General features: G+C 62.4%; 20 protein-coding genes. 8 read left to right on the top strand and 12 right to left on the bottom strand.

Annotation, left to right across the window (positions count from 1 at the left end; translation table 11 throughout):
* Window positions 1–15 precede the first annotated feature (15 nt).
* Window positions 16–1,959: a GAF domain-containing sensor histidine kinase gene (locus BUA36_RS19375; protein ID WP_072786962.1), complete on the top strand. Its 1,944-nt coding sequence runs from the start codon at window positions 16–18 to the stop codon at window positions 1,957–1,959.
* On the opposite strand, the gene BUA36_RS19380 is transcribed toward BUA36_RS19375, so the two are convergent.
* From BUA36_RS19380 to BUA36_RS19400, 5 genes are all read right to left on the bottom strand, one after another.
* Window positions 1,960–2,883, bottom strand: a complete 924-nt coding sequence (locus tag BUA36_RS19380) for an SAM hydrolase/SAM-dependent halogenase family protein (protein WP_072786963.1) — start codon at window positions 2,881–2,883, stop codon at window positions 1,960–1,962.
* Between the two features lie 13 nt (window positions 2,884–2,896).
* Window positions 2,897–5,365 carry a TonB-dependent receptor plug domain-containing protein gene (locus BUA36_RS19385; RefSeq protein WP_072786964.1) on the bottom strand — a complete coding sequence of 823 codons (2,469 nt, stop codon included), beginning with the start codon at window positions 5,363–5,365 and terminating at the stop codon, window positions 2,897–2,899.
* Between the two features lie 127 nt (window positions 5,366–5,492).
* Window positions 5,493–6,998, bottom strand: coding sequence for a response regulator (locus BUA36_RS19390; protein ID WP_072786965.1), 1,506 nt, complete (start codon window positions 6,996–6,998; stop codon window positions 5,493–5,495).
* Between the two features lie 300 nt (window positions 6,999–7,298).
* On the bottom strand, window positions 7,299–8,180 hold the full coding sequence (locus BUA36_RS19395; protein ID WP_072786966.1) for an alpha/beta fold hydrolase: 882 nt from the start codon (window positions 8,178–8,180) through the stop codon (window positions 7,299–7,301).
* Between the two features lie 29 nt (window positions 8,181–8,209).
* Window positions 8,210–9,265 (bottom strand): sugar phosphate isomerase/epimerase family protein, encoded by a 1,056-nt coding sequence (locus tag BUA36_RS19400; protein ID WP_072786967.1) that lies wholly within the window; start codon window positions 9,263–9,265, stop codon window positions 8,210–8,212.
* Window positions 9,266–9,378: 113 nt separating this feature from the next.
* Between BUA36_RS19400 and BUA36_RS19405 the strand changes: the two genes are divergently transcribed.
* The 3 genes from BUA36_RS19405 to BUA36_RS31545 all read left to right on the top strand — a co-directional run bounded on the left by BUA36_RS19405 (window position 9,379) and on the right by BUA36_RS31545 (window position 12,582).
* The gene (locus BUA36_RS19405) at window positions 9,379–9,975 is read left to right on the top strand and encodes a TetR/AcrR family transcriptional regulator (RefSeq protein WP_072786968.1); all 597 of its coding nucleotides are present in this window, start codon (window positions 9,379–9,381) and stop codon (window positions 9,973–9,975) included.
* A gap of 201 nt (window positions 9,976–10,176) precedes the next feature.
* Window positions 10,177–10,917, top strand: a complete 741-nt coding sequence (locus BUA36_RS19410; protein ID WP_072786969.1) for a hypothetical protein — start codon at window positions 10,177–10,179, stop codon at window positions 10,915–10,917.
* 9 nt (window positions 10,918–10,926) lie between these two features.
* Window positions 10,927–12,582 carry a methyl-accepting chemotaxis protein gene (locus BUA36_RS31545; RefSeq protein ID WP_072786970.1) on the top strand — a complete coding sequence of 552 codons (1,656 nt, stop codon included), beginning with the start codon at window positions 10,927–10,929 and terminating at the stop codon, window positions 12,580–12,582.
* Here BUA36_RS31545 and BUA36_RS19420 read toward each other — a convergent pair.
* A complete protein-coding gene (locus BUA36_RS19420; protein WP_072786971.1) occupies window positions 12,522–13,442 on the bottom strand; it encodes a LysR family transcriptional regulator in 921 nt (306 codons plus the stop codon). The two genes, BUA36_RS31545 and BUA36_RS19420, sit on opposite strands and share 61 nt — an antisense overlap.
* A gap of 102 nt (window positions 13,443–13,544) precedes the next feature.
* Between BUA36_RS19420 and BUA36_RS19425 the strand changes: the two genes are divergently transcribed.
* Entirely contained in the window at window positions 13,545–14,750 is a 1,206-nt protein-coding gene (locus tag BUA36_RS19425) for an MFS transporter (RefSeq protein ID WP_072786972.1), read from the top strand.
* On the opposite strand, the gene BUA36_RS31270 is transcribed toward BUA36_RS19425, so the two are convergent.
* From BUA36_RS31270 to BUA36_RS19435, 3 genes are read right to left on the bottom strand one after another with little or no spacing between them, the layout of a single operon-like run.
* The gene (locus BUA36_RS31270) at window positions 14,743–15,624 is read right to left on the bottom strand and encodes a hybrid sensor histidine kinase/response regulator (protein ID WP_229255757.1); all 882 of its coding nucleotides are present in this window, start codon (window positions 15,622–15,624) and stop codon (window positions 14,743–14,745) included. The two genes, BUA36_RS19425 and BUA36_RS31270, sit on opposite strands and share 8 nt — an antisense overlap.
* The gene (locus BUA36_RS31275; protein ID WP_229255758.1) at window positions 15,594–16,505 is read right to left on the bottom strand and encodes a histidine kinase dimerization/phospho-acceptor domain-containing protein; all 912 of its coding nucleotides are present in this window, start codon (window positions 16,503–16,505) and stop codon (window positions 15,594–15,596) included. Before BUA36_RS31275 ends, BUA36_RS31270 begins: the two co-directional genes overlap by 31 nt.
* 6 nt (window positions 16,506–16,511) lie before the next feature.
* Window positions 16,512–17,120 carry a response regulator gene (locus tag BUA36_RS19435; RefSeq protein WP_072786973.1) on the bottom strand — a complete coding sequence of 203 codons (609 nt, stop codon included), beginning with the start codon at window positions 17,118–17,120 and terminating at the stop codon, window positions 16,512–16,514.
* A 135-nt stretch (window positions 17,121–17,255) separates the two neighbouring features.
* Here BUA36_RS19435 and BUA36_RS30020 point away from each other — a divergent pair, with 135 nt between their 5' ends.
* Entirely contained in the window at window positions 17,256–17,774 is a 519-nt protein-coding gene (locus tag BUA36_RS30020; protein ID WP_084560244.1) for an FxDxF family PEP-CTERM protein, read from the top strand.
* A gap of 79 nt (window positions 17,775–17,853) precedes the next feature.
* Here BUA36_RS30020 and BUA36_RS19445 read toward each other — a convergent pair whose 3' ends face one another.
* A complete protein-coding gene (locus tag BUA36_RS19445) occupies window positions 17,854–19,776 on the bottom strand; it encodes a PhoX family protein (protein ID WP_072786974.1) in 1,923 nt (640 codons plus the stop codon).
* A gap of 245 nt (window positions 19,777–20,021) precedes the next feature.
* On the opposite strand from BUA36_RS19445, the gene BUA36_RS19450 reads away from it, so the two are divergent.
* Window positions 20,022–20,513, top strand: coding sequence for a DUF3016 domain-containing protein (locus tag BUA36_RS19450; protein ID WP_072786975.1), 492 nt, complete (start codon window positions 20,022–20,024; stop codon window positions 20,511–20,513).
* A gap of 4 nt (window positions 20,514–20,517) precedes the next feature.
* On the opposite strand, the gene BUA36_RS19455 is transcribed toward BUA36_RS19450, so the two are convergent.
* Complete coding sequence (locus BUA36_RS19455; RefSeq protein WP_072786976.1) at window positions 20,518–20,961, bottom strand: thioesterase family protein; 444 nt, start codon at window positions 20,959–20,961, stop codon at window positions 20,518–20,520.
* Window positions 20,962–21,078: 117 nt separating this feature from the next.
* Here BUA36_RS19455 and BUA36_RS19460 point away from each other — a divergent pair, with 117 nt between their 5' ends.
* Window positions 21,079–21,567 carry a hypothetical protein gene (locus BUA36_RS19460; RefSeq protein WP_072786977.1) on the top strand — a complete coding sequence of 163 codons (489 nt, stop codon included), beginning with the start codon at window positions 21,079–21,081 and terminating at the stop codon, window positions 21,565–21,567.
* Here the strand turns inward: BUA36_RS19460 and BUA36_RS19465 are convergent.
* Window positions 21,564–22,265, bottom strand: coding sequence for a dienelactone hydrolase family protein (locus tag BUA36_RS19465; protein ID WP_072786978.1), 702 nt, complete (start codon window positions 22,263–22,265; stop codon window positions 21,564–21,566). The genes BUA36_RS19460 and BUA36_RS19465 overlap by 4 nt on opposite strands.
* Window positions 22,266–22,300: the final 35 nt, after the last annotated feature.

A 22,300-nucleotide genomic window follows, 5' to 3' on the forward strand; every position in this document is an offset into this window, starting at 1 on the left:
AACATAGGAAAACCGATGGAAAGTCGTCTCTCCCGGCTCGAAGCCGTTCAAACCGTGCTGCTCGAAATCGGGCAGAAATCCAGCAGTTGCACCGATATCAGCGAATTCCTCCAGGCAGTACATGCGGCATTGGGTCGTATCATGTACGCGGCGAACTTTTTCGTCGCGCTGAGCGATCAGCAAGGCCCGGCCAACAAGGTCCGCTTTGTGTATTTCGTTGACGAGGTGGATGATCCGCCGCCGCGCGACGAGCTGTTTGAACTGGTGGCCGGCGAATCGCCGACCGCTGCCGTGATACTGAGCCGTGAACGCATTGTCATGACGGCGGCTGAGCATCGCTCCAAACGCGAGGACAACGCCGAGTTTGGCATCGGTACGGTTGCCGAGCACTGGATGGGCTGCCCCTTGTTCGACCACAATCACCAGGTGCTGGGCGCCGTGGTCATACAGAGCTACGACAGGGAGCACACCTTCAGCGACGAAGATCAGGCGCTGTTTGCATCGATTGCCAACCACGTCTCCAGCGCGCTGCAGGGCTTGCAGAGCATGGACCGTCTGGAGCGCGCCGTGCAGGAACGGACCGCCCAGCTGCAACACGAAGTGGCCGAGCGCCGCCGCGCCGAAAACATCCAGCGCGCGCTGTATGAGCTGGCCAACCTTTCGGCGACCGCTACCGGCGGCAGCCGCCTGAATATGCGTCTGCACCAGATCATCAGCGAACTGGTGCCCGCCAAGAACTTCCTCATGGCCTTGTATCACCCGGATACGCAGGAAGTCAGCATTCCCTATTTTGTCGACGAAAAGGATGACCACGCGCCGGTCAAACGCTTTGACTATGGCAAGGGCATGTCCTCGTACATTTTGCAGCGCAAGCAGGCCATGCTGCTGGACCGCGCCGGCTTCCAGGCGCTGGTGGACAGCGGCGAGATGGAACACCCGCTGGGTAACGTCGAAATCTCCAGCTGGATGGGCGCGCCGATGCTGCTGGGTGACCAGGCCTACGGCGTGATCATCGTGCAGAGCTATGACGACACGGTGCAATATACGCAGGCCGATCTCGATATCCTGGCCTTCATGGCCAGCCACGTCGCGGTGGCGATTGCGCGCATGCAGGCCGACCGCCAGATCCGCGTGGCCAAGGAAACGCTGGAACAGCAGAATGCCGCACTGGAAAATGCGCTGACCTCGCTTAAGGATGCGCAGGGCGAACTGGTCCGCCAGGAAAAGCTGGCCTCGCTGGGCCGCCTGGTGGCCGGCGTGGCGCACGAGATCAATACGCCGCTGGGGATTTGCGTCACCGCCACCAGTCATCTGGTGGAGGAGCTGAAACTGACGCGCCAGGACCTGGCCGGCGGCACGCTGGATGAAGATGGCCTGAACCAGTTCTTCGACATCATCGACCAGTCTTTGAAAATCATGACCACCAACACCCAGCGGGCTGCGGCGCTGGTGCGTAGCTTCAAACAGGTGGCGGTGGACCAGTCCTCGGACGATATCCGCAGCTTCAACCTGCGCAAATACCTGGACGAGGTGCTGCTGTCGCTGCAGCCCAAGCTCAAGGGCAAGCCGATCGATGTGGAAATCCACTGCGACGACCAGATCAACATGGCCAGCTTCCCGGGCGCCATTTCACAGATCGTCACCAATATGGTGGTCAACTCGCTGGTGCACGGGTTTGAGGAGGGGCAGTCCGGCAAGATCAAAATTACCGGCAAGGTCGATGGTGATGTCGTCGAGTTCGATTACAGCGATGATGGCGTAGGCATGGACAGCGCCACGCTGGCGCAGCTGTTCGATCCCTTCTTCACCACCAAGCGCGGTTCCGGCGGCAGCGGACTGGGCGCGCACATCCTGTACAACCTGGTGACGGGCGCGCTGGGCGGCACCGTCAAGGTGGTCAGCGCGCCGGGCATGGGGTTGCACTACAAGCTGCGCTTCCCCAAAATCAAACGCAAGTGATTACGGCTTCGCCTTGTTGATTTTGCTGATTTCGACTTCCCAGTCGACGCCGGAGTCGATCTTGTATTTGGCGGCGTAGTTGCCCTGGCTGATGGCCACGGCAACGTCAAGCAGGCTGTTCAGGTACACCAGCGGCTGGCCTTTGGCCACGCCGCCAAAGGTGTGCTCGAACGGCGCCACCACTTTGTTGACCTGTTTGCCTTTGTGCAGAATGCGGACCTGCACTTTGTCGTGCACGCCGATCTTCAGTTCTTCAAACAGCGGCTTGGGAATATTGGTCCAGACGTTGCCGTATTTGACGTCCAGCACCGGGATGATGCCGCGGATGGTGTCGCCATTGCGCACCGCTTTCTGATACGCGATCCTGACCACCGAGTCGGCCGGCAGCGCTGGCCCAACCTGTTCATAGCTGATGGCGCCCGAGGCCAGGCGCGCGCCCACATACGCATACACGTCGCGGCCGTGGAAGGTGTAGGACTCGCCGGAGCCGGCCAGGCGGTTGACCGATTCATCGATCTCGCGCAGCTCGGCCACGCCATCGCGTTCGGCGATCAGCGTGAACTGGCCATTGTCGGGGCCGACGAAGTAGCGGCCCGCCTTGGTCTTCAGCACCACCGATTTGCGCGTGGTGCCCACGCCCGGATCGATCACGGAAACAAACACGGTTCCCTGCGGCCAGTAATTCGCGGTCTGGAACAGGCGATAGCCGCCGACCCAGATGTCATAGTCGGGAATATTATGGGTCAGGTCGGCTACCGTCAGGCCCGGATCGACGCCGTAGGCCACGCCACGCATGGCGGAGACGGCGCCGTCGGAGGTGCCGAAGTCGGTTTGCAGCACCAGTGCGTTCTTGGCGGCGAAGGCGGGCGCGGCCAGCGCGGCAAGGGCGGCGCTGAGGCACAGGGCGGTGAAGAGTTTTTTCATGGTGTCCTTGAGGTCAGAAGGTGTAGCGCAGGCGGCCGTAGAAGTATGCGCCATTCACGCCGATCGGGTTGATGAAGTTGTAGGGCAGGGCGCCGCCGTAAGTGGCGTTGTTGGTTTCGCGTACGCGCTGTGGGTAGCGGTCGAGGAGGTTGTCGCCACCGGCCGACAGCGTCAGCTGTTTGCTGATCTTGTATTGCGCCTCCAGGTCCAGCGTCCACACGGCGCCGAAGCGCTGGGCGTGCACGCCGTCGATGACTTCCGCCGTATCGTCATACGAAAAATCCTTGAGCGGGCCAAAGCGCGTGGCGCGTGCCTGCAGACCCCATTGTGCGGATTGCCAGTCGGCGCTGAGCACCAGCTTGTTCCTGGGCGAGGCGTTACGGATGCGGAACAGGCTGGTGTCGGTAAGCACCGTCAGCGTGGGATCGATCCTGGCCAGCGCCGCCGAGCTTTGGTGCACCTGGTCGATGCGCGTGTGGTTCAGATTGAGCGCGGCGTTCAGATCCAGCTTGCCGCCAGCGAATGGCAGGTCGTGATTCAGCACCACATCCAGGCCGCTGGTGGTGGTGTCGAGCAGATTGGCGAGGTAGGCCACCGACTGGATATCGTTGCGGCCGATGCTGGCCAGGTAGGCGGTGGCGGCGTCGCTTTGCAGATCGCTGGTGCGCGTGATGCGGTCCTTGATCTTGATGCGGTAGCCGTCCAGCGTGAAGCTGGTGTTGCGCTGCGGACGCCAGGCCAGACCGAGCGAGATGTTGGTCGACTTCTCCGGCTTCAGCGCCTGTGCGCCAAACGCGCGCGCCAGTGGATCGCTGGCGGGCAGCAGTGACGCCGTTTGCAGGCCGCTGCCATCGCTGTTGAAGTTGAGCGTGGAGAAGCGGAATCCGGTCTGCACCAGTGCCGGTGCGCGGAAGCTGTTCGAGACCGAGCCACGCAGCAGGAACTGCTCGCTGAATTTGTAGCGTGCGGACAGCTTGCCGGTGCTGGCGCTGCCGAAATCGCTGTAGTCCGAATAACGCGCGGCGGCGCCCAGCAGCAGCTGTTTGCTGATGTCGCTTTCAATGTCGGCATACACGGAGCGTACATTGCGGCTGCCGTCGAACGCGTCCTGTGGACGCAGGCCCGGCCCGGCTTGCGCGCCTGGCGGCGCATCGGTGAACGGACCGGCGGCATACGAGGCGGCGTCGCCCGGTGTGCTGGTATAAGTCTCGCGGATGTACTCCGCACCGAGCGCCAGGTTGACCGGCACGCCCAGATCCAGCTCGCGTGTGACATCGGCGTTCAGCGCATTCTGGCGATAGTCGAACGTGGCCAGGTGGAAGCTGGTCGGGCTTTGCGCACCCAGCGAGGCGTTGGCTGAATCGCTGACGCCGTAGTGGAAGATGTTGCTGCCGTGGCGGGCGCTGATGTCCCAGTTCCAGCCAGCGCTGGCCAGGCGCACACCGGCGACGACGCTCACATCGCTCTGATCGCCATGGGTGACGGGGCGGTAGCCCTGCGGGTACAGCGACAGCACATTCGATGGATCGCCCGGATAGCGGAAGTAGGCGCTGCCATCCGACTTGCGCTGGTTGACGGTGGCGAAGGAATAGGCGTCCACGCCGTCAGCCAGCGGCAGCAGGGCGTTGTAGAACGCATAGCCGTTGTGCTGCTGCGCGTCGCCGGACTTGAAGACGACCTTGCCGTCGAGCGCGAGGTCGGCCGGCGTCGCATTCCATGAGGTCCAGCCGGCGTCGCTATAGCCTGCGCGCTGCGTCGGATTGCGGCTGCGGCTCTCGGCGCCAAAACGCAGGAAGCCGGCATCGCCGAGCGGCACGCCGTAGTCGGCGTTGACGATTTTGGTCTGGCCATCCGTCTTCTTCTCGTTGGTCGGTTTGAAGTCCGTGTGATTGGCGCCGTAGCTGACCGAGGCGGTACCGCCAGTACGCTGCTGCTTGAGCACGATGTTGATGACGCCTGCCACCGCGTCGCTGCCGTACTGCGCACCGGCGCCGTCGCGCAGAATCTCGATGTGGTCAATGGCGCCCGGCGGGATCGCGTTGACATCCACCGGCACCGTGCCGGCAAAGCTGCTTTCCGTGTCCAGCACGGCGCTGGCGTGGCGGCGCTTGCCGTTGATGAGTACCAGCACCTGATCCGGCGCCAGGCCGCGCAGTTGCACGCCGCGTACCGAGTCCGACGCGCCGCTGGATTCGATGCGGGGGAAGTTGATGGAGGGCGCCAGCGCCTGCAAGGCCGCACCGACTTCGCCGCTGGACAAAGCGTTCTCCACTTCGCGCGCGCCGAAGCGGTCGATCGGGACGGCGCTGTCAAACACGGTGCGGTTGCGGGCGCGGGAACCGACGATGGTGACCTGGTCGAGGGCGGCAGCGGCGTCGCCGGTGGTAGTTTGCGCTTCGGCGGCGGGCAGTGCGGCCAGCAGCAACGCGCTGGCCAGCACGTTGCGGCGCAACGGCAAATGAGGGAGAACGTGATGGGGCATCGTGATTTCCTTGCGGAGTCTGGAGACAGACTACGATCTTACGAGCAAGGAAATCCCGCGCCTACTAACAATTGCTAATATGCTTATTCGACGCGCCGCTGTCATGCCCGCTTTCGCGGGAACGACGTCAGTCGGGCAGGCGCTCGTTGATGGCCAGCGCCTGATCGATGTTCTTGACCAGCAGATCGACGTACACGGGATCGAGGTGATGGCCGGCCACTTCGCGCAGATGCTCGATGACTTTTTCGATCGGCCAGGCTTCCTTGTAGCAGCGCTTGTGCATCAGCGCGTCAAACACGTCGGCCACCGCCACGATACGCGCGTACAGGTGGATGTCTTCGCCTTTCAGGCCTTGTGGATAGCCGCTGCCGTCGTATTTCTCGTGATGCTGGTGGGCGATCACGGCGGCCGCCTTCAGGATAGGGCGCTGCGAGCCGTCCAGGATGGACAGGCCGACCGCCGGGTGCTGCTTCATGATTTCCCACTCGGCCGCATCCAGCTTGCCGGGCTTGAGCAGTACGGCGTCCGGCGTGGCGATCTTGCCGATATCGTGCATCGGTGCGGCGTGGCGCAGCACTGCCACTTCGTCTTCCGGCAGGCCTGCTTCGCGCGCCAGCAGATGGCACACTTCCGACATGCGGCGCACGTGGTTGCCCGCTTCGTTGGAGCGCGACTCCACCACATCGCCGAGACGCAGGATCAGTTCGGCCTGGGTGTCGGTGATTTCCTGGTTGAGCAGGATGTTGTCGAAAGCGATGGCGACGCCGGAGCAGAATACTTCCAGCAGCTTGGTGTCGATCTCCGAGATTTCTTCCACGCCCTTGAGCACCAGCAGCGAGGCCTTGCCGCTGCTGTTGGGGAAGTAGCCGATGTAGGTGTCACCCTGCACGCGCGAGATCTTGTTGCTCTTGGCGGCGTCCAGCTGGGCCAGTACGTCGGGTGACAGCAGGGTGCCGTCCTCGTCGCCGATCTGGGCCAGGATTTCGTAATCGTTCTCGCCGCTGATGGCGGTGGCGCCGCGCAGACGCAGCAGCATGCTGTGTTCCAGGCGCAGCAGCGCTACGACCTGTTGCAGCAGGCCGTTGGCGAAGTCTTTCAGGTTGCGTTGCTGGAAGATGTGGGAGGAGGCGGCGATCACGCGCTCCAGGCCCTCACGGTAATTCAGTTGCGCGCGGCGCGCTTCCTCCACCTTCATGATGTCGCGGTAGGCGCGCAGGGCAGCGAAGGTGGTGGTGAACAGCTTGGTGCGATCGAGTTCGGTCTTCTCTTTGTAGTCGTTGATGTCGTAGTTGACGATCACGCGTTCTTCCGGCGCCTGTCCGGGCTGGCCGGTGCGCAGCACGATGCGGGTGAACTGGTTGTCCAGGTCTTCGCGCATCCAGCGCGCCACTTCCAGGCCGCTGTCTTCCTTTTCCATCACGACGTCGAGGAACACCAGCGCGATGTCGGTTTCGCGCGCCAGTACCTCCTTGGCTTCGGCGCCGCTGTAGGCATGCACAAAGCTCAGCGCGCGGCCATCGAGGCGGAAGCGGCTCAGGGTCAGTTTTGTGATGTCGTGAATGTCCGGTTCATCGTCGACCAACAGGACTTTCCATGGCGCTAGCTTGGGCGAGGCAGAGGACAAAAAGGACATATGAACAAGTTCCACAAAATGACACTGACAGAGTGAATTTCCCGATTGTAGTCTTACACACAGCCATTAACAACAGGCAATAAAAATTCCTGTCGCTCTGCACAACACGTGGGTTGTTCTTATTGTACGCCGCGCTGGTTGAGAGCGGCGCGGCATACGTCTGCTGTAGCGCTCATGTGCAATCACAACAATACTTCGTTTTTAGCAATATTGCTATCTAAAAACAAAGATTTTTGTAAAAGTGCAGCATGACCGCAGCAGGTGGTTTGCGGCAGGGCGCAGAGATCCTGCGCGCTACCGTCAGTGCTGGTCGAGGAACGGTAGCAGGTGCGCCAGGAAGTCGTCGGGATTTTCTTCCATCACGAAGTGGCCTGAGTCGGCGATCATCACGCCGCGCAGGTTGGTGGCGCGGCCCTGCATGGTCTGCAGTGGCGCGTCTTTGGTCGCGTGTTCGGCGCCGATGGCCAGTACCGGCATGGTCAATGCCGACTCGGCGCGTAGCAGGTTCTGGCGGATCGTCTCGGGAATCGCCCGGTAGTAGGCGAAGCCCGCACGCAGCGCGCCTGGTGTGGCGTAGGCTTCGGTGTAGACCTCGGCGGCAACGCGGTCGCGGCGGTAGGACCATTTGTCCAGCATGAAGCCGATGTACTCGCGCTCCTTGCCGGCCGTCAGCGCCTCGGGCAGGTCGTGCACCTGATTGAACATGAAGTGCCACAGGAAGATGTTGTCCTCCGGCGCGACGAAGATCGGCGGCGCCGGCGCCAGGCCGGGAATCACGGCCTCGGTCAGCGCCAGCCGGCCCACCACGCCCGGATGGTCGCTGGCCAGCGCATAACCTACCCACATGCCGATGTCGTGGCCGACCACGTCGTAGCTGGCGTGGCCCAGCTGCAGCATGGTCTGGTGCAGCGCGCTGGCAATCGCGCCGGTGTCGTAGCCGCCGGCCGGCCGGTCGGAATGGCCGGTGCCGGGCGGGTCGACGGCAATCGCCAGATAGCCGCGTGCGGCCAGCGCGCGCATGATGTGGCGCCAGGTGTACCAGGTTTGCGGCCAGCCGGGTATCAGCAGGACGGGCCGGCCGCTACCGGCGCTGACGCAATGAATGCGCTGGCCGTTGATGCGTACGTAGTCGTGCGTGAAGCCGGTTTCCGGCTGGTCGTTTACTGCGAGTGCTTGTTGCATGGTGTTCCTTGTCAGATCGGTTGGCGGCATCAGGCGATGCCAAGCAGTTGCTGCATCTGCTGCTGGTTGACCGGCGCACCGGCGAAGTCGTCGAAGATCTTGTCGGTGACGGGGATGATGTGGGCGTTGATGAAGTCCACGCCTTCCCTGGCGCCGACTTCCTGGTGCTTCAGGCAGCACTCCCATTCCAGCGTGGCCCAGCCGGCGTAGTCGTACTGGGTCAGCTTGGAGAAGATGGCCTTGAAGTCGACCTGGCCGTCGCCCAGCGAGCGGAAACGTCCGGCGCGGTTTTCCCATGACTGGTAGCCGCCGTAGATGCCTTGCCGTCCGCTCGGATTGAACTCGGCATCCTTCACATGGAACATGCGGATGCGGTCTTTGTAGATGTCGATGAAGTCAAGGTAGTTCAATTGCTGCAGCACGAAGTGGCTAGGGTCGTACAGCATGTTGCAGCGCTCATGCTGGCCGACGCGGTCATAAAACATGTCGAAGCTGACGCCATCATGCAGGTCTTCGCTCGGATGGATTTCGTAGCACAGGTTGACGCCTTGTTCGTCGCAGGCATTCAGCACTGGCAGCCAGCGTTTGGCCAGTTCGTCAAACGCGGTTTCGATCAGGCCGGCCGGACGTTGCGGGAACGGGAACAGGTAAGGCCAGGCAAACGCGCCGGAGAACGTGCCCATTTCAGTCAGGCCGAGACGGCGCGAGGCCTTGGCCGACATCAGCAAACGCTCGATGGCCCAGGCGGTGCGCGCCTGCGGCTTGCCGTGCAGTTCGGCGGGCGCAAAGCTGTCGCACATGGCATCGTAGGCGGGATGCACGGCGACCAGCTGGCCGAAGATGTGGGTGGTCAGTTCGCTCAGCACCAGGCCTTCGTCGGCCAGCATGCCGGTGATGTCGTCGCAGTAGGTCTGGCTTTCGGCCGCGGTGGCAACGTCGAACAGGCGCTGGTCCCAGGCGGGTAGCTGCAAGGCTTTGAAGCCGGTGTCGCTGGCCCAGGCGGCAATCGAGGGCAGGTCGTTGAAGGGCGCTACCACGTCACTGAATTGGGCGAGGTGCAGGCTGGGTCCTTTGATGGTACGCATTTTTATCGGCTCCTATTGTTTGTCGATCGACAAAGAATAGGGTAAATTTTACGGATCGTCAAGCGCGGTGAAGCGGCTATACTTGCGGTCCGGGTATTTTTACTGAGGTAGCGATGGCAGGCAGGCCAAGAGAATTCGACCGCGAACTGGCGCTGGCAAAGGCCAGGGATGCTTTTTGGGAGCGTGGCTACGAGGGTGTCGCCATGTCCGATCTGGTGGCGGCGCTGGGCATTGCGTCGGCGCGCATCTATGCCGCGTTTGGATCGAAAGAAGAGTTGTTCCGCGAAGCGATCACACTGTACGTGGAAGGCGAGGGCGGTTTCGCCACGCGCGCGCTGGCCGAAGAAACCAGCGTGCGCGGCGCCATCGAACGCATGTTGCGCGAGGCGGTGCAGCTGTACACGCGCAGTGGCCGGCCGCAGGGCTGCATGGTGGTGTCGGCGGCCACCAATGGCAGCCTGCAGAATGATGCGGTGGTGGTCTGGCTCAGCGAACATCGCAGCGCCCGCACCAAGTCCATCATCGACCGTTTGCGCGTGGCGTTGAAGGCTGGCGAGTTGAAGGCCGGTACCGATGTGGTGGCGCTGGGCGACCTCTATGCCACGCTGCTGCATGGCTTGTCGGTCCAGGCGCGCGATGGCGTCAGCAAGGCGCGCCTGCTGGCCATGATCGCACCAGCGCTGGCGGCACTGGAGCTGGCACTGCGCTGACGGACGCCCTTTGGCGACCATGCCAGAACGCCAAGCATGGTGGTCATTTCGCCACGCCTGCTGCACCGTTCTGGCGTCTTTTTTACGGCAATTGATTTCCGCATGGAAATTCGTGCTATGATTTTCTAGCTCCTAATCACTACGAGCTTCCATTCCCTCCGGCCCTGTCCCCGCCGTCTGTGTTAGTCAACGAGACGGTTTATGAAAATCCCTACGCTCAAGATCGGACGCCGCCTGCTGCTGGCTTTCGGTATCCAGATCCTGTTTTTGGCAGCCATCGCCGGCTATGCGCTGAACCGCATGCAGGTGCTGGAACGCCATGTGACGGAGATCGCCGCAGTCAATCAACGCGAATTCGCCTCGGCGTCCGAAATGCGGAACGAGGTGTCAGAACGCTTTCTGCTGGTCGAACAAATGGCGACGCAACGCCTGCCGTTGCACGAGCAGGACCAGCCTTCCGCGCTGGATGTGGCTGACCAGCGCTACCTGAACAGCGAAGCGGCGCTCAGGGATTCGTTCAGCCAGTCCGGCAGCACCTCGCCTGAAGAATTGCTGGCATTGAACCAGGCCGCGCAACTGCATGACGATGTCTCGCGCATGACGGCCGTGCTATTGCAGCAGTTGCGCGGCGGTGACGTAGCCAGCGCGCGTACCTTGCAGCAGGAGCAGTTGTTTCCGCTGCTGCGCCGGTGGCGCGATGTGCTGCTGCGGCTGGAACGCATCCAGCTCGATCAAAACGCCGAGGTGGTGGACCACACCTCCCGCCTGGTCGCCCAGGCGCATTGGACCATGCTGGTCGTGGCGGCGTTCGCGCTGCTGGTGAGCGCATCGCTGGCATGGAGCATTACCAGCAGTATCACGCGGCCGTTGAATCACCTGTTGAAGTCCATCGCGGGCCAAGCGTCCGAAATGCCTGCCGCCGTCCAACCTCAATTCGACTAAGGAATAGCTATGAAACTCGGTAACTACAAAATCGGTACGCGTCTGGCGGCTTCCTTTGGCGTGATGCTCTGTATCGTGATCGGCGTGGCGGGCGTTGGCATCAACCGCATGGGCGAGATGGAGCAGCGTATGCAGGACATCATTTCGGTCAATGATGTGGAGTCGTCGCTGGCCACGGAAATGCGGGCCACCGTTGACGACCGCATGATCGCGCTGCGCAACGTCGTGCTGCTGCAAACAGACGAAGAGATGCAGCCCGAAGTGGAACGCGTCAAACGCCAGTCCGGCAAGTATGCGAATTACGACGCCGAACTGCGCGGCATCTTCAGCAAGGTGCAAGCCAGCAGCGAGGAAGCTGCCGCGCTTGAAAAAGCTGATACGGCCGCCAAAGCCTCCGAGCCTATCGTCGCCAAGGTGCTCAAGCTCGGCCTGGCCAACGACAACGATGCGGCCACGCATGTCCTCATCAAGGAACTGCGTCCAGTGCAAAACCAGTGGACGGCGGCCTTGACCGAACTGGTAAACATCGAGGTCAGGCAAAACCGTGAAGCGGTGGCGCAGGCGCATGTCGCTTACACCCATGCGTGGATGGCGCTGCTCGGTATCACCGTGTGCGCTGTCGCCTTTGGCGCCTGGATTGCGTATGCCATCACGCGCGGCATCATCGTGCCGATCCAGTCGGCGGTGAAGGTGGCGCAGAATGTCGCCGCCGGCAATCTGGCCAACCAGGTGCAGATCACGGGCCGTGATGAAACGGCGGAACTGCTGCAGGCGCTGGACGAAATGAACGGACGCCTGCATCGCGTAGTGCATGCGGTGCGCGAAAGCGCGGATTCGGTGGCTACGGCCAGCAGCGAAATCGCGACCGGCAATATGGACCTGTCGCGGCGCACCGAATCCCAGGCTGGCTCGCTGGAAGAAACTGCGTCAGCGATGGAAGAGCTGACGTCAACCGTGCGCCAGAATGCTGAAAATGCCGCGCAGGCGAATACGCTGGCGGGCCAGGCCTCCACCGTGGCCCGTGAAGGCGGCCAGGTGGTAAGCCGCGTGGTATCGACCATGCAGTCCATCAGTGATGCTTCCAAACGCATCAGCGAAATTATTGGTGTGATTGACGGTATCGCCTTCCAGACCAATATCCTGGCCCTGAACGCGGCAGTGGAAGCGGCGCGCGCAGGGGAACAGGGACGCGGCTTTGCCGTGGTGGCGACCGAGGTCCGCAGCCTGGCGCACCGCTCGGCAACGGCGGCCAAGGAAATCAAGGCGCTCATCGATGACTCGGTCGGCCAGGTGCATGTGGGACGCCAGCTGGCAGAGGACGCCGGCACGACCATGCAGCAGGTGGTGGACAGCGTGAACCAGGTCAACCAGATCATTGGCGAAATCGCGCAGGCCAGCCGCGAGCAGAGCTCCGGCATCACGCAGGTCAACGACGCGGTGGTGGGCCTGGATCAGACCACCCAGCAGAACGCCGCGCTGGTGGAGCAAGCTGCCGCCGCCGCCGCCGCGTTACAGGAACAGGCGCAGGCGCTGACGGCGGAAGTCGGGTTCTTCCAGCTGGAGCGTCAGCCGCAGCAGGGCAGGCCAGTGCGCCAGATCGCGCCTCAGCGGGTGGTCAGGCTGGGCCAGACGGTTTCGGGTACGCGCATCGCCTCGGCCAGATAATTCACCATTGAGGCGATCTTGGCCGAGACGGTGGAGTGCTGGTAGTAGACGGCGTGGATGGGTTTGAGTTTTTCCTGCATCAGCTGCGGCAGCACTTCCACCAGCCGGCCGGCGCTGACGTCGAGCGCGCTCATGAAGTCCGAGATGCTGACGATGCCCATGTCCTGCAAGGCCAGCTGGCGCAGGGTTTCGCCGCTGGCGGAAGCCAGTGTAGGCGTGATGCGTACCGGCTTGCCGTCAGGATGCAGCAGCGGCCACTGGTTCAGAATTTCCGGTTCGCTGAAGCCGAGCAGCTCGTGCTGCGCCAGGTCGGCGACCGTGTGCGGCACGCCACGCCGGCGCAGGTAGCCGGGGCTGGCCAGCAGGCGGATGCGGCTGTGGCCCAGCAGGCGGCTGTACAGGGTTGAGTCTTTGAGTTCACCAATGCGGATGGCCAGATCGACGCGCCGTTCCAGCAGATCGATAAAGCCTTCGTTGCTGCTCAGGTTGAGTTCCACCTTGGGATGCAGCGTGCGGTAGCCCGGCATCAGCGGCACCAGCACATGCAGCATGAAGGGCGTCACTGCATCCACGCGCAAGGGACCGGCAAGCTGGCCGCGCCGTTCCATCGCCCGGTCTTCCGCCACGCGTACCGATTCCAGGATGGCGCGCGCGTCCTTGACGAAATCATGGCCTTCGTCGGTCAGGTCGAGCCGCCGCGTGGTACGGCGCAGGAGCGTGGTCTGGAGCTTGTCCTCGAGCCGCGCCAGCAGGCGGCTGATGGTGGACACCGGCTGCCCCAGACGCTCGGCGGCGGCCGTCAGCGAACCGCTGTCCACCACAGCCAGAAATACGGAAAGTTCATCAAGGGCCAGTTTCATTTTTCCAAATTCGGCAAAAGTATTTTGAGGATTATGCACTTTATTTGGGAAAGTCACCCCCGCATAATGCGTTCATCAGAAATCTCTCCCGGTGAACCCACAATGAACACACACGCTTCTTCACAACCTGGCGCTGCGCTGCCGCTGTTGGCGCTGGCCATCGGCGCGTTCGGCATCGGCACCACCGAATTTGGCCCGATGGGCATGCTGTTGACGATTGCACAAGGCGTCAACGTCTCGATTCCCACGGCCGGCTTGCTGGTGTCGGCTTACGCGATCGGCGTCACCATCGGCGCACCGGTCATGACCCTGCTGCTGGCCCGTTGGCCACGCCGCAAAGCGCTGATTGCGCTGATGGCGATTTTCACCCTGGGTAACGTGCTGTCGGCGCTGGCTCCGGGCTACGCCAGCCTGATGGTGGCGCGTGTCATCACCAGCCTGACCCACGGCGCCTTCTTTGGTATCGGCTCGGTGGTGGCGGCCAGCCTGGTGCCGCGCGATAAACAGGCGAGCGCCGTGGCAACCATGTTCCTTGGCCTGACGATTGCCAATATCGGCGGCGTACCCGCTGCGACCTGGCTTAGCGACGTCATGGGCTGGCGCCAGTCTTTCGGTGCGATAGGCGCGCTGGGTCTGCTGGCCATGACGGCACTGATGCTGTTCCTGCATGAAGGCAGCGTGGGCCAGGCGCCGAATGTGCGCAAGGAGCTTAAAGTGCTGCTGCGTCCAGTCGTGCTGCAAGGCTTGCTGACCACGGTGCTGGCATCGGGCGCCATGTTTGCGCTGTACACCTATATCAATCCGACGCTGCAATCCTTCACCCATGCATCGCCAGGGTTCATCACGGCGATGCTGGCACTGATCGGCATTGGCTTCACGATTGGTAACTCGCTGGGCGGCAAACTGGCCGACCGTTCGATCGACAAGACGCTGATCGGCTTCCTGCTGCTGGAAGCGGCCACCATGATTGCCTTCCCGTGGCTGGCGCAGACGCAGCTGGGCGCGGCAGCGGGCCTGCTGATGTGGGGGATCGCTTCCTTTGCGCTGGTGCCGCCGGTGCAGATGCGCGTGATGCGTGCTGCGACTGAAGCGCCGGGCCTGGCATCGTCGGTCAACATCGGCGCCTTCAACCTGGGCAATGCGATTGGTGCGGCGCTGGGCGCGGCGGTATTGAATGCCAACCTGGGCTATGCTGCGGTGATGTTTGCCGGTGCCGCGCTGACCGTGGCGGCGCTGCTGCTGGTGGGCTGGGCCATCGCGCAAAAAGGCCAGTCTGACGCTGCAACGCTGGCGGGCGGCGTCAACTAGGCATTATCAGGCCGGCCTGGATGTGGTCCAGTGCGCTGTACAGTTGGTCCGGCGCCACGGGCTTGTGCAGCAATGGCACGCCGCTGGCGCGTGCTTCACGTAAACGGGCTGGTGCGGTATCGCCTGTCACCAGCAGGGCTGGCAGGTCGCGGCCCGCTTGCTGACGCAAAGCGGCAATCGCTTGCGCGCCGGTACTGTTGCTGCGCAGACGGTAGTCACTGATCAACATGTCGGGTGGCTGTATGGCAGCCAGGACCAGTGCTTCGCTGACGCTGCCGGCCACCAGACAGGTGCAACCCCAGTCGCTCAGCAAACGCTGCATGCTGGCACAGACCACGGGATCGTCATCGATGACCAGTACCTTCATCGGCAAGGCGCGGCGGCGTTGCAGGCGGTTTGCCGGGGGGCGCTGCACTGCCGCCTGGGGGGCAAGCGGGATGGCCAGGCGAAACAGGCTACCGCGTCCAGATTCGGAACACAGCGTGAGTTCCAGTCTCAGCAGCATGGCCAGGCCACGCGCAATCGACAGGCCCAGCCCGAGTCCCTTCTGACGGTCGCGCTCAGGATTGCCCAACTGGTGGAATTCCTGGAACACCGATTCCTGCTGTTCCGCAGCAATGCCGATGCCGGTGTCCCAGACTTCCAGCAGCGCCACGCCGTTGCGGCGCCGGCACGCGACCAGCACGCCGCCGTGCTCGGTGTAGCGGACAGCGTTGGATACCAGGTTGCGCAAGATAAGTTCGACCAGCGCCGGATCCGAATAGAGCGTGGCCGTGCTGTCGCGGGTGCGGTAGAACAGACCTTTGGTGTTGGCTTGCGGCGCCAATTCGCTTTCGATTTTGATCAGCAGCGGCTGCAGCAGGAAGGCTCGCACTGTGGTTCGACCACGCCTGCCTCGATGCGTGAAAAATCCAGCAAGGTATGTAGCATGGCAGCCGACGCGTCCGATGCCGAGCGCGCGCTGTCCAGCAGCTCGCGCTGTAGCTCCGACAGCGGAGAGCGCGCCAGTACTTCCAGAAATAGACCTTGCGCGTGTACCGGCTGGCGCAAGTCATGGCTGGCGGCGGCAAGAAAGCGCGACTTGGCGTCGTTGGCTTGCTGCGCCTGCGCCAGTGCGGCGTTTACGCGCTCGCCTTCGACCCGCAGCTGTTCGATCAGGCCTATATTGTCGAAGCGCAGTTCGATCGCCGCGCGTGCTGCCTTGGCACTGTTACGGCCTTGCGACAGCAAGCTGGCCAGGTAGACCAGTACGGCGAGGCTCAGGGTTTGATAAGCAAGCGCTTGCAGTGACCACGCCTTGAGCGCCAGCATGCCCAGCTCGAACACGCAGAAAATGGCAAACACCGGCAGCACCGGTGACAGCAGCGACATGGAGTTGCCCACGATGCCGGACAGTACGGCGATCACCAAAATGCAGCTGGCCGAGGACGACGGGTCCAGGCCGACCCACGCCAGTGCGCCCCAGGCCGCCCCGTCGATCGCATTGAGCAGCATCAGCCAGCGCACCAGCCGGGGCACGCGCTGGGGGGCGATCGGCATGGCCAGGATGCGCTGCGCGTCCCAGGTCGCAAATACTTTCGAGACGATGACCGCAGCACACCATAGCCACAACCAGCGGGCATCGCCTCCTTGTAACTGGTCTAGCGTATAGCCCAGCAGCAGCGCGACAATGATGGCCGGCAGCAGCGAGCTGCGCATATTGCTCAGCAACAGGCGCAGTTGCTCCGTTTGTATCAAGACCCCGGCGCGTTGCATCGGATCTTAGCCCACCAGGCCACGGCTGCGTGCCACGAATGCCGCCTCAGCGCGGCTGCTGACCTGCAGCGTTGCCAGCAAGGCCTGGACATGGCCGCGTACCGTGTTTTCCGACAGATGCAACTGCCTGCCGATGAGTTTGTTGGACAGGCCCTGGCACACCAGGTCCAGCACTTCGCACTGACGCGCTGTCAGGCGCGGCGCATGGTCGCCATTGACCCTGGCGGGCGTCGCCATGACTGCCGGCGCGCGGAGCACTGAAAGAATCGCCTCGAGGATCGCGCCCGCTGGTGCCGCCTTGGATAGCACTTGTACCGCGCCGCGCTGCAATGCCATGCGTTGCGTGTCCGTGCTGGCATCGGCCGATAGCACCACCACCGGACAGGTTGGCCATTGGCGCTGCAGCAGCGTCATGCCGTCGAGGCCATTGATGCCGGGCAGTTGCACGTCCAGCAGGATCAGCTGGGGCGGCATTGCGTGGCGAGCGCCCTGCATTGCTTCCGCGAGAGAGGCCACTTCGCGCAACTGTATTTCGCTGATCGCGCTGGTCAGCATCATCCGCAGGCCAGCGCGAAATAGCGAATGGTCGTCGATCAAAAGAATGTGGGTCGTCATATTGTCAATTACACGCCATCGCCATGGCCGGCGCAAGCAGGTGAAATCAAAATGGTCCAAATGGACTATGTCCATAAGAATAATATAAAAATATCATCACCCATTCCACCAATTTAACTCTTGAAAGGGTATTTCATGAAGAAGTTAGTCCTGACTACGTTGTTTGCGCTGGCCAGCGTTGCCGCAAAAGCTGACACCTTCGTCGTCGATCTGGTGCACTCGCAAAGCAATCCAGCCAAATGGACCGCCAAGTTTGGCAACAGCTTTGCCATCGCCGACCGCGAACCATTCTTTGAAGACTATTACACCTTTGCACCGGCGTTGGGCGGGCAGTTGCGTGTCAATGGCGGTTTGCTCAATATCTTCAGCGACAACGCGGAAAACATCACGTTCAAGGAAGTGACGCTGAACGGCTACAAGTTCGACTTATCCAAAGGCACGACGTTCAACCTGGCCACGCTGCCGACCACGGTCCTGACGGGACCGCTGAAGCTGCATGTGTTCGGAAAATATGGAGAGGCGTCGAGCTATTCAGGCACCATCAACATCACCACGGCGGTACCCGAGCCGGAAACCTACGCCATGCTGCTGGGCGGTCTGGCCCTGGTGGGCGCCGTCGTCCGCCGCCGCAAAGCCGCTAAGCCGTCGGCCTAAGCCATCCGCGCAGCGTTATAAAAAAAGCCCGCCAGGAGCGTCAGCTCTGGCGGGCAGAATCAACCAGGAAAGGACTGGCTTAGAAGCTCAGTGCCGGGAAGCCGGTGATGTAGCCGACTGCCGCGCCGTAACGGTCGCGGTAGTTGGCGCGGATCAGCGGATCCAGCGTGGCCTGCACTTTGCTGTGCACCGACTCCCAGTCGCCAGGGTGCTGGAAGTTGCTCATGATGTAGGCGAAGCCGTTGATGTCGTCGACCGCGTGCAGGCCGGTCGATTCAGCGCCCGACGGCGTCGACATGATGCGGGTCAGCGCCTTGGTGTCGACGTTGTAGGCCCACAGGAAGTTGTTGACGTGGGTGCTGCTGTCTTCGCCGATGAACAGGGTGCGCAGTTTTTCGGAGAACTTGATGTTGTCCGGGTTGGCGACCTTGTCCGCGTTGGCCTTGTTGCCCAGTGCATCAGGCGTGGCCAGGTCTTCGCTGAGCAGGGCCGGTACGGCGCCCATGTCGACCGGGACCCATTCGCTGCTGATGGCCGTGCCCTTGGTGTCGCTCTGGCCGCCCTTCATGTTCAGCGCGTAGACGGCGCCAGCGGCCGGGCCTTTGATGGCGATGCCGCCCGAACCGTTGGTCATGGCCGAGCCAATCGCGGCGATGGCCGAGTAGGCGATCTTGTCCTTGGCGTTGACGGTGGTGCCTTCCATTTTGGTGAAGCCCATGCTGCCGCCCATCAGCGCTGCGTAGCGGTGGGTTTCCAGGAAGGCTGCGGCCTTCTCCATGCCTGGCTTGATCTTGATCCAGTTGTAGGTGCCGCTGAACGGGATCTTGGTGAAGCTGGCGTCCGACGGATCGCTGGTCTTCACTTCCATGATGTCGGCTGCCTTGAGCTTGTCGGCCAGGGCCTTGATTTCAGCACTGGTGGCGCTGCCCAGCTTGATCCAGGTCAGCGTCGCCGAGCCGCCGTTGTCGGTGGTCTTCTGGTTCCATTTGGCGACGTACAGGGTGCCGCTCGACAGGTCCTGCGCCTTGTCGGCGATGAACATGAACAGGCCGCCGTTGGTGGCGTCATCGCCCATCAGCGTGGTGCGTTCGTCCGGCATCACTTGCACCAGCTCGTGCGAGATGCGGCCCAGGCAGTAGTGCTTCTTGCACGAACCGGTGCCGTCGGCGTTGACGGTGATTTCCGGCAGGTGGCCGTAATGGTAAGGGTTGGCCTTGGTGGCGTCGCCGTACAGGTTGGTGCTGAAATTGGCGAACTGGGTGTTCTTCTCGATGGTGGTCGCGTCCGGCTCGTACTCTTCGCTCGACAGGTGGGTGTTCCATGGCGAACGGCTGGCGCCGCAGGTGATCCACAGGCCGTTGGCCGGGCTGGTATCGACGTTGTGGTATTTCACCAGCGACAGTGCGCCGGTGGTTTTGTCCTGGTCCAGCGTCAGGATGGCGATAGGCGACGGCAGCATGCCGTACATGGAATCGCCCTTGACGTTGCGGGTGGCGTATTCAAACTGCACCACGGCGAACACGGCGTTGCCCTTGATGCCGCTGACGGTAGTCGACGCCAGCTTCAGCAGCGAGGTGCCGTCCGGGCAGTCGGAGAAGAACTGGCGCGAGTTGGCGTCGGTCTTGTCAACGATCGGCTTGTTGTTGATGTCGTAGTAGCCGCCGGCCAGTATCGTGCCGCCGCTGCCGTTCGGCACTTGCGCGCCGGTGATGAAGAAGGTCTGGTAAGCCAGGTTGTACGGGACCGTCTTGCCGTCCGAGTACAGGGCCTGCATGGCCGAAGCCACGGCGGTGGTCGCCATTTTTGGCGCGTCGGCCAGGGTCGGCGCCGCCATGCCCGAGAAGCTGACGGACATCAGTTGGGCGGTAGGGGCGGCCGTGTCGCCGCCGCCGCATGCGGACAGCAGGGCCGCGGTGGCGCTGCCGCCAGCCAGTGGCAACAAGGGGGCGCTGGACAAGAATTTCAGAAGGCTACGGCGGGAGGAATCGAGTTGCTCGGTCATGGTAGAAGGAATCCTGTTGTAGTTGTGGCCGTTCCATGTGCCTGGCAGAGGGCATCATGCGAAGCAGTGGCTGGGCTTCGACGGCGGCAATATTAGCTATTTGGTATGACAGGACTGTGACATTGCGATACAAAGCGATACAGAACGACACCAAACCGTTGATTGGTAACAAATCGCTTCAACCCGGGCGTGGGGTGGGGAAAAGGGCTATATTGTTTGCATAGACTTCAAGAAGGAGCCGCATCATGCGCCTGAATCCCCGTACCGTGCTGGTGGCCGCTGTGGCGCTGCTGGCCTCGAGCGCCGCGCTGGCGCAAGTAACCGTCACCTACGTCAAGGCCGACGACTACACCGATATGCCGCGCAACGCGATTGACCGCGAGCGCACGCTCAAGGACTTTAGCGATTACTTCAAGACGCTGGACAAGAAGCTGCCGGCCGGGCAGTCGCTGAAGATCGAAGTGCTGGACATCGACCTGGCCGGCCGCCTGTATCCGCGCCGCGCCGGCGACGATATCCGCATCATGAATGGCGGCGCCGACTGGCCGCATATGCACCTGAAGTACACGCTGGAGCAGGATGGCCAGGTGCTGCGCAGCGGCGACGAACAGCTGTCGAACATGAACTATCAGGGCCGCCTGGGCGGCTACTTCGACAGCGACCCGCTGCGCTACGAGAAGCAGATGCTGGACGACTGGTTCAACAAATCCATCGTGCCCAAGGTCGCCAAGCGCTGATTGCCTAGTCCAGGCGGTTAGCCTTGGGGAACTTGGCCAGGAACTCCGGCGGCATCGGGGTGACCTGGCTGGTCTTGTAATTGAAGAAGACAAAACCATACTTGGCCATGGCCACCAGCTTGCCGTCGCCCGGACGCGTGATGCGGAAGATGATGTCGCCGCCGTACTGGTTGAAGTCCATCACGCCGACCTCGAACACCAGCTGGTCGCGCGCATGCGCCTCGGCGCGGTAGGTGGTGGCCAGGTCGGTGATGATGATGCCAGTGCCATCCTGCCCCGTCTCCTGCACGCCATACTCGAACAGGAAGCGCGCCCGCGCTTCCGAGATCATGGAAACCATCGAGTCATTGCCCAGATGGTTGGCGCCGTTGATGTCGGTGACGCGCACCGTGAGCTGCGTGGAAAAAATAAACAACTCATCCGGGAAGTCCAGTTTCAGGCGGGCCATGCGCATTCCTTGTGTGTGATGCCGCCATTTTAACGCAGTCGGCAATAGCTCTTTAGTGGTAAGACCGCGGCAGCAATAGTGTGTACGATCGGCCTACACACACTGAAAGGAGCTGCCATGATTTATGGCCTGACTTACCTGGGCGTCATGCATACGCTGATCAGCCTGGTTGCGGTCGGCGCGGCGCTGGCCAGCTTCGTACGCGACCAGCGCATTGATCCCGCCAGCGCGCTGGGCAAAGTCTATGTCTGGACCACGGTGCTGACCTGCGTGACCGGCTTCGGCATCTACCAGCACGGCGGTTTTGGCAAGCCGCATATGCTGGGCATCATCACCTTGCTGGTGCTCGGGCTGGCCTGGTTGGCGGACCGGGGACGGTTTGGCCGCCGTTCGGTGCAGATATCGACCATCAGTTATTCGCTGACGTTTTTCTTCCACCTGGTGCCGGCCGTGACGGAAACCAGCACGCGTTTGCCATTGGGCGCGCCATGGTTGCCGAACGCCGAGGCGCCGGCGCTGCAAGCGATCACCGGCGTCATGTTCCTGCTGTTGCTGGTAGGCGTGACCTTGCAGCTGCGCCGCCTGAAGGCGCAGCCGCAGGCTTAGAGCTGTTCGCTCAGGAAGACCAGCGTGTTGCCGTGGGCTTCGGCTGCAGCGCGCTGGTTGTAGGACGAACGGTGGTTGCAGTTGAAGCCGTGCTCGGCGCCGTCGTAGACATGGATTTCGACCTGCTCGTTGTCTTCAAAACGCTCGGCGATGCTCTTTACGGCGTCCATTGGAATATGGCTGTCGGCCGCACCGAAATGCATCAGCACCGGCACCTTGATTTCCGGCGCGCGGTCCAGCGCGTTCTGGATGCCGCCGCCGTAGTAGGCCACGGCCGTATCCACCAGGCCATTGGCGGCCGTGTGGTAGGACAGGCGGCCGCCGAAGCAGAAGCCGAGCGAGGCCACCCTGGCGCTGCCCACGGCGTCCAGTCCGCGCAGCACCTTGATGGTGGCGGCGATGTCTTGCTGGGCGGTGGCGAAGTCGGTGGCATTCATGAGTTCCACCGCGCGCTTCCAGCCGGCGTCGTCATAACCCAGCTCGATGCGGGCGCCGTGGCGCCAGAACATGTCCGGCGCCAGCACTACGTAACCGTCGGCCGCATACTGGTCGGCCACATTGCGGATGTGCTGGTTGACGCCGAAGATTTCCTGGATCAGCACGATGCCCGGGCCTTTGCCGCCGCGCGGCAGCGACAGGTAGGCGCCGAACTTGCCGTCGCTGGTTTCAACATCGATCCACTGTGCGTTGGTTTCCATGGTGCTCCTTGGTGGGTAGGTCAGAAAGCGGCCAT

The organism is Duganella sacchari, from assembly GCF_900143065.1.
Classification (GTDB): domain Bacteria; phylum Pseudomonadota; class Gammaproteobacteria; order Burkholderiales; family Burkholderiaceae_D; genus Rugamonas; species Rugamonas sacchari.